The 12,467-nt window shown below is 61.3% G+C and carries 8 protein-coding genes and 1 riboswitch; of the genes, 2 read left to right on the forward strand and 6 right to left on the reverse strand.

The window, feature by feature from the left end:
* Nucleotides 1–212: 212 nt before the first annotated feature.
* The 6 genes from C4N04_RS00675 to clpP form a co-directional block, all read right to left on the reverse strand.
* Nucleotides 213–2,411 carry an esterase-like activity of phytase family protein gene (locus C4N04_RS00675; RefSeq protein ID WP_106795386.1) on the reverse strand — a complete coding sequence of 733 codons (2,199 nt, stop codon included), beginning with the start codon at nucleotides 2,409–2,411 and terminating at the stop codon, nucleotides 213–215.
* Nucleotides 2,412–2,493: 82 nt separating this feature from the next.
* Entirely contained in the window at nucleotides 2,494–3,399 is a 906-nt protein-coding gene (locus C4N04_RS00680) for a DMT family transporter (RefSeq protein WP_106795249.1), read from the reverse strand.
* A 92-nt stretch (nucleotides 3,400–3,491) separates the two neighbouring features.
* A riboswitch (FMN riboswitch) is annotated at nucleotides 3,492–3,643 on the reverse strand.
* 125 nt (nucleotides 3,644–3,768) lie between these two features.
* Nucleotides 3,769–4,044, reverse strand: a complete 276-nt coding sequence (gene hupB, locus C4N04_RS00685; RefSeq protein ID WP_003547346.1) for a DNA-binding protein HupB — start codon at nucleotides 4,042–4,044, stop codon at nucleotides 3,769–3,771.
* Between the two features lie 206 nt (nucleotides 4,045–4,250).
* Nucleotides 4,251–6,668 (reverse strand): endopeptidase La, encoded by a 2,418-nt coding sequence (gene lon / locus C4N04_RS00690; protein ID WP_077993333.1) that lies wholly within the window; start codon nucleotides 6,666–6,668, stop codon nucleotides 4,251–4,253.
* A gap of 398 nt (nucleotides 6,669–7,066) precedes the next feature.
* Nucleotides 7,067–8,344 (reverse strand): ATP-dependent Clp protease ATP-binding subunit ClpX, encoded by a 1,278-nt coding sequence (gene clpX / locus C4N04_RS00695; RefSeq protein ID WP_004680013.1) that lies wholly within the window; start codon nucleotides 8,342–8,344, stop codon nucleotides 7,067–7,069.
* 301 nt (nucleotides 8,345–8,645) lie between these two features.
* Nucleotides 8,646–9,275 (reverse strand): ATP-dependent Clp endopeptidase proteolytic subunit ClpP, encoded by a 630-nt coding sequence (gene clpP / locus C4N04_RS00700; protein ID WP_038688182.1) that lies wholly within the window; start codon nucleotides 9,273–9,275, stop codon nucleotides 8,646–8,648.
* A 457-nt stretch (nucleotides 9,276–9,732) separates the two neighbouring features.
* Between clpP and C4N04_RS00705 the strand changes: the two genes are divergently transcribed.
* Nucleotides 9,733–10,986, forward strand: coding sequence for a GGDEF domain-containing protein (locus C4N04_RS00705; protein WP_077993330.1), 1,254 nt, complete (start codon nucleotides 9,733–9,735; stop codon nucleotides 10,984–10,986).
* A 228-nt stretch (nucleotides 10,987–11,214) separates the two neighbouring features.
* Complete coding sequence (locus C4N04_RS00710; protein ID WP_096762151.1) at nucleotides 11,215–12,459, forward strand: cytochrome P450; 1,245 nt, start codon at nucleotides 11,215–11,217, stop codon at nucleotides 12,457–12,459.
* The last annotated feature ends 8 nt before the right edge of the window (nucleotides 12,460–12,467 follow it).

Raw genomic sequence — 12,467 nt, forward strand, 5'->3', positions numbered from 1 at the left:
TCTCCGTCATGCTCGGGCTTGACCCGAGCATCCATGCCGAAGCCCTCTGCTTTGCAGATGTTCTTCAGTCGGATGCCCTCGCCTCACTGCGAATGCGGACGCCCCATGGGTCCTCGGCATCAAGGCTGTGATAACGGAAGTGAGGAGTTACGGCATCAAAGAGAAGAGGCCGAGCTTTCGCCCGGCTTCTTCTTTTGTATGTCTGTGACGACTCAGTTTGTCGCGCTGAGATCAACCGGGAAGAACAAGGTCTCGCCGGAGGAGTCGCTGACGCCGTCGTTGTCGGTGACGGCGTAGGGTTTGCCCGATGCATCGAAGGTGAAGCCTTCGAGCTTGTCGAGCACGTAGCCGTTGGTCGCCGTCTTCAACTCGCCGAGGAAGTCGTGGGCTTCGGTCTTCTTGACGACGGGAAGTTCGCCGCCGAGCTTGGCGGGCTTCAGCTCCGAGATCGCCACCTTGTAGAGCTTCTTCAGCTTGGCGGCATCGCCGACGAGGTTGTCGCGCTCGATGATGTAGACGCTGTCGCCCTGAGCCGAAATTTCCGACAGGCCGACCCAGCCGCTTTCCGTCTTGTCGATCGGATAGCGCACGGCGCCCCATTCCTTCTTCTTCGGATTGTAGGAGACGAGCTTGACGAAGCCCTTCTCGTCGTCGGCCCACTCGCGCTGAACCGCCATCCAGAGCGTGGCATCGTCGCCGCTGCCGATAATGGTCACACCTTCGAAACCGAAGCGGATTTCGTTGGCGGCGAGTTCCTTCGGCAGGGCGATCTCGGCCTTGATATCGCCCTTGGCGTTGACGTTGTAGAGGGCGTGCGGGACGAGACGCTCGCCATAGCCTTCCGAGGCGAGCCAGAAGGAGCCGTCGGCGGCGACCGCGATGCCTTCGATGTCGAGCTTCTGAGCCGGGGCGCCGTCACGCTTGACGACGAGGGCGTCGGTGATGACGGCCGGCTTCGTGCTGGCATCGATCGTGTAGATCGTCGGCTGCGAGCCGAGAACGCTGTCGCTGACGGCATAGAGCATGCCCGGCTTGCCGGGAACGGCAGCGAGACCGGAAAGGGCTGCGAAGCCGATCGGATTGCCGTCCTTATCGGCGGAGACGATCTGCGGATAGGCTTTCCCACCTTCCGAACGCTCGTAGATCATCACATGCGAGCGTGCTCCGCCATCCTTGCCGAGGTCGAGTTCGTTGGCTGTCGCCAGTAGATTGCGCTGGGGAATGGCGACCGCGCCTTCCGGCGAAATGCCCGATGGCAGCAGCTGCACGAGCTCGGGATCCGCACCGGTATCCTTATAGACGCCGACGAGCGAGGCGCGCTCGGCGAGCAGGAAGAAATATTGGTCATCGCCGAACTTGGCGGCTTCGAGGCCTTCCGGCTCGACGCCCTTCGATCCCGAACGGCTTTCCGGATAGTGGCCGATATGGGCGACGGCGCGTTCGAAGGATGCGCCCGATTCGTAGAGAAGTTTGCCCGCCTTGTCGAAGATGGTGAAGCCGCGCGAGCCGCCCTGGTAATCGCCTTCATCGGCAACGACGAGGCGGTTGTCGTCCAGCCACTTCACGGCATCGGGCTCGCGCAGCACGCCCTTCGATTCGCCGGTGAATTTCAGGGCGCCATCACGCTTGGTGTCGATGCCGGTGAGATCGATGCTGCCGGCGGAGAAATGCGTCTTCACCTCGGCCGTATTGGCGTCGATGATGACGATCTCGTTGTTTTCCTGCAGCGTCAGGGCAATCTCGTTCAGCCCGTTGAAGGCGACGAATTCCGGCTCCGGATCCTCAGGGGCAACGCCGGCGAGACCGGTTAGCGTCACATGCTTGATGCTGCCGCAATCAACAGTGCCGTTCTTAACCTGGAAGACGACGAGGTCGCCGGCCGGCATCTGCGGGATCTTGCCGTCATTGACGTCTTCGTCGCGCTCGTTTTCGATTGCAATAGTGCCGAGCGTCTTGTCCTTGTTGAGGGCGATCGAATCCGGCTGGCCGCCGAGATCGCAGGTGCTCTCGATCTTCTTGGTCGCCACGTCGACGATCGCCAGACGGCCTGAGGGCTTCGCCTTGCTCTCGGAGGTGTTGACGGCGACGAGCGCCTTACCGGCGCTCGAGGTGACCGATGTCGGCTCGCCATCCATCATCAGCGCGCCGCCTGATTTCGGCGCCTTGGCATCGGTGATGTCGATGAAGCCGATCGCGCCGAGCGGGCTGTCGCTGTAGATCAGCGTCTTGCCGTCGTCGGTCGCGGTGATGATTTCGGCCGATGTCGCCGCGAGCTTGTCCTTGTCGTCAGGCAGGTTCTGGGCGACCGGGAAAGAGGCGATGCGGTTAAAAACCGGTTCGGCCGCGGCCGGAAGGGCGACGGATGCGAGAAGCACGGCAGCAAGCGCTGCCTTGCGCGATGAAATTGTCATGAAATCCCCCATGTGTCGAATAGTCGAAACATGGGTTTTCTGCGGGACTGCCATGACAGAGACATGACAGTCCGTGACATTTTCACGAGGAGGCCGCTTGCCTTTCCCGGCGGATCTCGTTGCGCATGATGAAGAGCGATGCGGCGAGGATCAATCCGGCTCCCAGCCAGAGATAACCGGCCGGCGCATAACCGAAGAACAGCCAGCCGGCGAGCACATTGAGCGGCAGCTTCAGATCGTCGAACGGCTGCACATAGGCAGCGTCGGCGCTGGCATAGGCAAGGGTCAGCAGATATTGCGCCACGACCGTCAGGAGGCCCGCCAGCAGGAAGAGCGCTAGCGTCGCACCCGTCGGCACGGCAAGGCCCGCCGCAAGCGCCAGCCCGCCGTTGATCGGCGTCAGCAGCACCAGCAGCCAGACGGTGATCGTCTCCGGCTTCTCAATGCCGGTCAGGCTCTTGGTGATCAGCGACGATGCGCCCCAGAGCAGCGCCGAGAGCACCGGCAGCAATGCTGCCCAGGTGAAGCTGTCGGACCATGGCTGCAGGATGATCATCGCGCCGGCAAAGCCGACAGCGGTGGCCGCCCATCGGGCGGCGCCGACGCGCTCGCCGAGGAACAGGCGGGCGCCGAGGATGATGAAGAAGGGCGAGGTCATGACGAGCGCAATCGCCTGCCAGATCGGCACCGAAGCAAGGCCGGAAACCCAGGCCGCGACGCCGAGCGCGGCAAAGACCACGCGCACGACATGCCGCCAAGGATAGTTGGTGCGCATGGCCGAAAGACCTGCCTTGCGCAGGAAGGGCAAGGAGAAAAGGAAGGCGAAGGCATATTGCCAGAAGGCCGCCGAGGCCGGAGGAAAGGCGAGCTTCATGGTCAGCCACTGGGTGACGACGTTGAGGAGCGAAAAGGCCACGCCTCCAAGCACCATGAAAGTTGCGCCGGCAAGGGCGCGCGATTGCGAGACTGCAAGGGAATTCTGATTCATGTCTTTCATCCGAAACCTGGGACCAACATAAATCAGGACGCATGAGGCGACGACACGCTGAGGCCGGCAGTCCCCTGCCCGCGCGCGGCCATGCTCATTCTCTTTCATCCGGACTATACCGTCGGCTCCGGAATCGCACCGGATCTGCTGACCCCTCCCTAACCGAAGCTTGGGAAGACGCTCGCGGGCTCGGGCCGCAGCCCTTACCGCCGGTGGGGAGTTTCACCCCGCCCTGAGAACAGCTCCGTGGTAAAACAAAGTGCCGTATGCGGCAAGCGGCCATAACGAAAAGGGGCCCGGCAATGCCGAACCCCTCTCAAAAAAACCCTACACAGCCGGTCTCGTTTACGGCTGGCGGATAATCTCAAATCAGCCGTTGACGGCGTCCTTCAGGCCCTTGCCGGGCGTGAACTTCGGCACGTTGCGAGCCGGAATATCGACTTCAGCGCCGGTGGACGGGTTGCGGCCCTTCGATGCGGCACGATGAGAAACGGTGAAGCTGCCGAACCCTGCGAGGCGGATGTCGCCCTTGTTCTTGAGTTCAGCCTGGACAACGTCGAAAACCGCGTCGACAGCGGAAGCCGCGTCAGACTTCGTCAGTCCTGCCTTTTCGGCCACTGCGGACACGAGTTCATTCTTGTTCATGTTTCCACCCCTTTCTAAATGGTATGAAACGACTCAAATGTAAGCTAGGCGCAGAATAGGTTTCATCAGGCCCGCCGGGAACCCAAAAGCCCTGCAAATCAAGGAAAAGCAAGCGTCTCCATGACGTTTTCACAAAAAAGGCTGGCGTTTCCGCCAGCCTTTTTGCGTCTTTTGCGCCAAATGGGCATAAATGTGGCAAGCGCCACTCAATGCGCTATGGTTGCGCCCGTCTCATCAAGGCCTTCGACCGATGTGATCACCGGCGTTTCCACCGTGCCATCCCACTCGATCGGCTCGGGCCGGCGGACGAGCGCGTGCTTGATCACCTCGCCCATGCGGGAGACCGGGATGATCTCCATGCTGTTCTTCACATTGTCCGGGATCTCCGCCAGATCCTTGGCGTTCTCTTCCGGAATCAGCACCTTCTTGATGCCGCCGCGGAGCGCCGCGAGCAGCTTTTCCTTGAGACCGCCGATCGGCAGCACACGGCCGCGAAGGGTGATCTCACCGGTCATGGCCACGTGCCTGTTGACCGGGATGCCGGTCATGATCGAGACGATGGCGGTCGCCATGGCGACGCCGGCCGAGGGGCCATCCTTCGGCGTCGCGCCTTCCGGCACGTGCACGTGGATGTCGTTCTTTTCGAACATCGGCGGCTCGATGCCGAAATCGACGGCGCGCGAACGGACATAGGAAGCCGCTGCCGAGATCGATTCCTTCATGACGTCCTTCAGATTGCCGGTGACCGTCATGCGGCCCTTGCCCGGCATCATCACGCCTTCGATGGTCAGCAGCTCGCCGCCGACTTCCGTCCAGGCAAGACCGGTAACGACGCCGACCTGATCCTCGCCCTCGGCTTCGCCGTGACGGAAGCGCGGGACGCCGAGGTAATCGGCGATGTTGGCGGCCGTCACGTGAACGGACTTCGTCTTGCCCTTGATGATCTCGGTGACCGCCTTGCGGGCGAGCTTCATCAATTCGCGTTCGAAGCTGCGGACACCGGCTTCGCGGGTATACTGCTGGCTGATCGCCATCAGGGCGTCGTCGCTGACCGAGAATTCTTCCGGCTGCAACGCATGTTCCTTGATGGCCTTCGGCAGCAGGTGCCGCTTGGCGATCTCGCGCTTTTCATCCTCGGTGTAGCCGGCGATGCGGATGATTTCCATGCGGTCCATCAGCGGCGCCGGAATGTTCAGCGTGTTCGCCGTGGTGATGAACATCACATCGGACAGATCGTATTCGACTTCGAGGTAGTGGTCCATGAAGGTCGAGTTCTGCGCCGGATCGAGCACTTCGAGCAGAGCAGAGGACGGATCGCCGCGATAGTCCTGGCCGAGCTTGTCGATCTCGTCGAGCAGGAAGAGCGGGTTGGACTTCTTCGCCTTCTTCATCGACTGGATGACCTTGCCGGGCATCGAGCCGATATAGGTGCGGCGGTGACCGCGGATTTCGGCTTCGTCGCGAACGCCGCCGAGCGCCATGCGGACATACTCACGGCCGGTCGCCTTGGCGATCGACTGGGCGAGCGAGGTCTTGCCGACGCCCGGAGGGCCGACGAGGCAGAGGATCGGGCCCTTGATCTTGGTGGCGCGGGCCTGCACGGCGAGATATTCGACGATGCGCTCCTTGACCTTGTCGAGACCGAAGTGATCGGCTTCGAGGATCTTCTCGGCATTGTTGAGATCGGCCTTGATCTTCGACTTCTTGCCCCAGGGAATGCCGAGCAGCCAGTCCAGATAGTTGCGCACGACGGTGGCTTCCGCCGACATCGGGCTCATCTGGCGCAGCTTCTTCAGCTCCGCATCGGCCTTTTCACGGGCCTCCTTGGAGAGCTTGGTCTTGGCGATGCGCTCTTCCAGTTCGCTCATCTCGTCGCGGCCTTCCTCGCCGTCGCCGAGCTCCTTCTGGATCGCCTTCATCTGCTCATTGAGGTAGTATTCGCGCTGGGTCTTTTCCATCTGGCGCTTGACGCGCGAACGGATGCGCTTTTCGACCTGCAGAACCGAGATCTCGCCTTCCATGAAGCCGAGAGCCTTTTCGAGGCGAGCCTTGACGCTGGTCGTCTCCAGCATCTCCTGCTTCTCGGTGATCTTGATCGACAGGTGCGAGGCGACTGTATCGGCAAGCTTGGAATAGTCGTCGATCTGGCTGGCAGCGCCAACCACTTCGGGCGAAATCTTCTTGTTGAGCTTTACATAGCTCTCGAATTCGGAAACGACCGAGCGCGAAAGAGCTTCCAGCTCGACAGGATCGTCATGCGGCTCCTCGAGCACATGGCCGAGCGCCTCATAAAAATCTTCGCGGCTGGTATAGGTGTCGATCTCGGCGCGAGCGCGGCCTTCGACCAGAACCTTGACGGTGCCGTCGGGCAGCTTAAGCAGCTGCAGCACATTGGCGACCGTGCCGACATTGTGGATCGCCGAAGGGTCCGGATCATCGTCGCTGGCGTTGATCTGCGTCACCAGCATGATCTGCTTGTCGGAGCCCATGACCTCTTCGAGCGCACGGATCGATTTTTCCCGTCCGACGAACAGCGGCACGATCATATGCGGGAACACCACGATGTCGCGCAAAGGCAAAACAGGGTAGGCAGTGCTGCTCGCTACAGACGTTTTCTTCGTCATTTTTTTGTCCTTTCCATCGTCCCGTTACCGGGCTCTCTGCACGGCCGCTTGGGACCGGCCGGCTCTCACTTGGCTCTACAAGTGGAGGTTCTGACTACGCTTTTCAAGCCACGCTAACGCCCGCGTTCCCCGGGATGTGACAGCTTTGTTACAACGGAACGTCAACACTATGAAGCGCCTAGCTGGACCGGCGCTTACCATTTCCGACCAGGCTCAATACAACGCCAGAAAAGGCTTACGAGATCATCCCATCATTGCCAAGCATTACCCCTGCGCAACATCGGCAAAGGCAATTCCGGTCCCACCGGCAAAATATTAACAACGCCTCACATGATTTTTCAAATAGAAAGGGGCCTGCCGATGGCAAGCCCCCAAAATAATGGTGCGAAAGTGCAAGGTCACGCCGAAGCGTTGGCCTTTTCTTCCTGACGGTCGGCATAGATATAGAGCGGACGGGCCGAACCGCGCACCACTTCCTCCGAGATGACGACCTCGCGCACACCTTCCAGCGTCGGCAGTTCGAACATCGTGTCGAGAAGAATCTTCTCCATGATCGAACGGAGGCCGCGGGCGCCGGTCTTGCGCACGATCGCCTTGCGGGCGATTTCGCGCAGCGCGTCCTCGTGGAAGGTCAGTTCGACGTCTTCCATCTCGAACAGGCGCTGGTACTGCTTGATCAGCGCGTTCTTCGGCTCGGACAGGATCTGGATCAGCGCATCCTCATCGAGATCCTCGAGCGTCGCCAGAACCGGCAGACGGCCGATGAATTCGGGAATGAGGCCGAACTTGACCAGGTCTTCCGGCTCCAGCTCGCGCAGGACTTCGCCGACGCGGCGGTCGTCCTGAGCCTTGACGGTGGCGCCGAAGCCGATCGAGGTCTTCTCCCCGCGGGCAGAGATGATCTTGTCGAGACCGGCGAAGGCGCCGCCGCAGATGAACAGGATGTTCGTCGTGTCGACCTGCAGGAATTCCTGCTGCGGGTGCTTGCGGCCGCCCTGCGGCGGAACGGAAGCGACCGTTCCTTCCATGATCTTCAGAAGCGCCTGCTGCACGCCCTCGCCCGAGACGTCGCGGGTGATCGACGGGTTGTCGGACTTGCGCGAAATCTTGTCGACTTCGTCGATGTAGACGATGCCGCGCTGGGCGCGTTCGACATTGTAGTCAGCCGCCTGCAGGAGCTTCAGGATGATGTTTTCGACGTCCTCGCCGACATAGCCGGCTTCGGTCAGCGTCGTCGCATCGGCCATGGTGAAGGGAACGTCGATGATCCGGGCCAGCGTCTGGGCAAGATAGGTCTTGCCGCAGCCGGTCGGGCCGACCAGCATGATGTTCGACTTCGCCAGCTCGACTTCGCCGTTCTTGGAAGCGTGCGCCAGGCGCTTGTAATGGTTGTGAACGGCGACAGACAGGATCTTCTTCGCCTGCCGCTGGCCGATGACATATTCGTCGAGGACCTTGATGATGTCCTGGGGCGTCGGAACGCCATCGCGGGACTTGACCATCGAGGACTTGTTTTCCTCGCGGATGATGTCCATGCACAATTCGACGCATTCATCGCAGATGAAGACGGTCGGTCCGGCAATCAGCTTCCGGACTTCGTGCTGGCTCTTTCCGCAGAACGAACAATAGAGGGTGTTCTTGGAGTCGCCGCCGTTGCTGCCGCTGACCTTGCTCATATCATTTTCCTTCCAGCACGCCGCATTTCAAGGCGAAATCGCGGTCCACTCTATCAGCTCCTGGCGGCACTCCGTTTCCGGAGCCTTTGCCGAGAAGGGCTTCAGGGGCTACGAACCGGTTCCAGTCAACCATGTCCTGGTTCCGGCGGCAACGAATCCCCTTCGAATGCCAAATGCTATGTCACAAAAATTCAACATAGCATTAATAGTTACTATTAGCGTCTTCGTCGCCAGTTGAAAGCCTTGTTCGATCACAAATGAGATAGAACTGTGGCGGCAAAAACACCATCCCAATTTATTACTAGGCCTGCTCGCCTTCCATTTCGAGGCGGGACGTCAGAACCTTGTCGATCACGCCCCAGCCCTGGGCTTCGTCCGCATCCATGAAATGGTCACGATCGAGGGTCTTTTCAACTTCCTCGTAGCTGCGGCCGGTGTGCTTCACATAGACCTCGTTCAGCCGTCGCTTCATCTTGAGGATATCGCGGGCGTGGCGCTCGATGTCGGAAGCCTGGCCCTGGAAGCCGCCCGAGGGCTGATGCACCATGATGCGGGAGTTCGGCGTGGCGAAGCGCATGTCCTTGTGGCCGGCGGCCAGCAGCAGCGAGCCCATGGACGCGGCCTGGCCGATGCAAAGCGTCGAAACCGCCGGTTTGATGAACTGCATCGTATCGTAGATCGCCATGCCGGCGGTGACGACGCCACCGGGCGAATTGATGTAGAGGGCGATTTCCTTCTTCGGGTTTTCGGCCTCGAGGAAGAGCAGCTGGGCGCAGACGAGCGTCGCCATGTGATCCTCGACGGCGCCAGTCAGGAAAATGATGCGTTCCTTCAACAGGCGGGAATAGATGTCGTAGGAGCGTTCACCGCGGTTGGTCTGTTCCACGACCATCGGCACGAGGGCCATTGCGGTATCAACTGGGTTTCTCATGTGCGTCCTTTGTCAACGTCATGCCGGCGGCCGCCGGGAATCAAAGAAAATGCCATATCCCTACATAGAGTGTCCGTGCCCTCCTCTTCAAGACACGCATGAGGATAACGTTAAGAAGACGGGGCACGGCGGGCTCCTCTTTGATGCATGTCGTCATCCGGTAACCGCTGCACACTTCCGGGCGACATGCATCGAGCTTCGGCGCCAGCAGCCTCTTTCCCGTAAATGGCTGATGACCGCGAGCCCCCGGCGGCGTCTCCCCCGGCTTTTCTCCATGACAGGATGAAGGAAAGCTTACTCCATCCGGCAGCGCTCACATACGTTTACCCAACGGAAAGCCTACCGCCAGATACCGGCTGGAAATCATGCCGCAACGCAACAGCATTAAGGAAGTGGCGAGCTTCCTCGGCAAGGATGCGCCCCAACAGACAAGGTCGACGGGCAAGGGGTTGCTGCCGTGTTCAATATCGCTACAGGTCTCGCCATCTGGTGTTCGGAGGCCATGACACTCGCTCTGGTGCTTTTCGTCGCCTGGCGCCACAACGTCAGGAACGAAGCCTATCTCTATTGGGGCCTCGGCTTTCTTCTGACCGGCATCGGCTTTGCGATGATCGCGCTGCGCGGCCAAGTCCCCAGCCTGGTGTCCGTCGAGATCGGCAATGCCATCGCCCTGCTCGGCCAGAGCGCCTGGGTGGCGGGTTTTCTGGCGCTCGACCGCAAGAAGATCGAATGGTGGGCGCTGCTGCCTCCTGCAATCTGGCTGGCCGGGGTGTTCCTGCCGTGGGTCAACACCGACTATTCAAACCGCGTCGTGCTCTACAATCTCGCTTCGGCGACCGGCGCGACGGCGCTGGCCATGGCTGTCGCCGCCGGCGACATGCGCCGCGAGCGCACCCGCATCAAGCTGATGGGCGTGTTCGTCATACAGGGCTGCCTGTGTTTCGGCTCGGCGTTGACGATGGCGGTAACGCTGCCCAGCGATATCGACGCGACCAATCTCGGCGGCGTCTCGGCAATGGCGAGCGCCTTCCTGCTCACCATCGCCTTCGCGCTTACCTGCCGGCTGGTCATGGAACGCTCCGAACGGCATCTGCGGACAATGACACTGACCGATTCACTCACGGGCGTGCTCAACCGCCGCGGCCTGCTCGGCTATTTCGAGACCATTCAGGAAAGAGCCCATAGCGAACAGCGGCAGGTCGCGGTGATCCTATTCGACCTCGACCATTTCAAGCGCGTCAACGACCGCTTCGGCCACCAGTCCGGCGACGCGGTGCTCACCGCCTTCGCGCGCATGGCCCGGCAGTATATTCCAAACCACATCTTCGGCCGCATGGGCGGCGAGGAATTCGCCGCCTTTGCCGCCGTCTCCGACCAGATGGAAGCCGAGGCGATCGCCGAAGCGATCCGCACCGAATTCTGCCGCCTTCCCGTCGCCACCGGCGAAGCGATCGTTCCGGTTACCGTCAGTATCGGCATTGCGCTCGCCGCCTCGATCGAAGCCAATATCGACAAGCTGATTTCGGCCGCCGACCGGGCGCTCTATGCCGCCAAGGCCGCCGGCCGCAACTGCACGGTCACCTTCGGCGAAGCGGAAGCGGCGGCCCCGGCGCCGGCCACCCCGAGCCCCACTGCCGGCGAACTCGTGCCGACGGTCGATGATCAGGTCGAGGCGCTGCGGCGCATGGGCACACTGTCGCGGGCCGGCTAAAGCGCATCGACGCGCTTTAGCTCTTTGTTTTTTATGCATGTCGTTGTCCCGGAACCGCTGCACACTTCCGGGACATGCGTTAGCCGCCGCGTGAAAATAGAATCAATCCTTGAGCTTAGACACGGATCTTAATGTCGCCGGCGCCTCCGATCGGACAAGCTTTGTTTCCGGCCGGCTCTCCTGATCCGCATCTTTTCGAGGCCCGGCAAATCCGCTAAGCCTCGGGGCATGACGATACCGCCCTTTCTTTCGATCGATCAGGCCAGCCGCCATGTCTCGCTGGACGCGCGCAACCCGGCCTTTTATGGCAATCCGAATGCCGTCTATGCCGCGCTTCACGCTCATTGCCCGACCTTCTACTGGACCGAGCAGAAACAGTGGTTCTTCACCGGCTACGACCATGTGAACGGGCTGTTGCGCGACCGCCGCTTCGGCCGGCAGATCCTGCATATCGCCAGCCGCGAGGAGCTCGGCCTTGCCGAGCCGATGCCGCATCTTGAAAATTTCGATCTCTCCGAACGTTATTCCCTGCTCGAACTCGAACCGCCGGAGCACACGCGGTTGCGCACCCTCGTCAACCGCGCCTTCGTCTCGCGCCATGTCGAGAGGATGAAGCCGGAGCTTGCCGAGCTCGCCAACCGGCTGATCGACGGCTTCGCCGACAAGCGCGAGGTCGAACTGCTCTCGGCTTTTGCCGACATCATCCCGGTGACGATGATCGCCCGCATGATCGGCATTCCCGAGGAGATGGGGCCGCAGCTGCTCGCCTGGTCGCACGCCTATGTCCGCATGTACATGTTCGGCCGCACGCGCGCCCAGGAGGAAGAGGCCGAACGGGCGGCGAAGGAATTTTCCGACTATGTCAGGACCGTCATCGCCGAGCGCCGCGCAGCGCCGCGCGACGACCTGCTCACCCACATGATTCATACCGAACACAAGGGCCAATATCTCACCGAGGAAGAGCTGATCTCGACGACGATCGTGCTGCTCAACGCCGGCCATGAGGCGACCGTGCACCAGATCGGCAATTCCGTGCGCACCATCCTCGACAGCGGCTCGGATCCGGCGACGCTCTTCCGCGACGAGACGACGGCGGAGCGCACGGTCGAGGAGACGCTACGCATCTGCGCGCCAGTTCACATCTTCCAGCGCTGGGCGCTCGAGCCCGCCGAAATCGACGGCGTCTCGTTCAAGCGCGGCGACAAGGTCAGCCTCATCCTCGCCGCCGCCAATCTCGACCCGGCGAAATTCAGCGATCCGCTCGCCTTCCGGCCCGACCGCAGCGAGGCGCCCAACCTCTCCTTCGGCGCCGGCATCCATTTCTGCATCGGCGCGCCGCTGGCGCGGCTGGAGCTCAACGTCGTGCTGCCGATCCTGTTCGAGCGGCTTGCCGGCCTGAGGCTCGCGAAGACGCCCGTGGTCAAGGACGTCTACCATTTCCACGGGCTGGAGCGGCTGGATTTGCAGTGGTGATCCCGAGG

It is taken from the genome of Rhizobium sp. H4 (assembly GCF_003013335.1).
In the GTDB taxonomy this organism is placed as follows: Bacteria; Pseudomonadota; Alphaproteobacteria; order Rhizobiales; family Rhizobiaceae; genus Rhizobium; species Rhizobium sophoriradicis.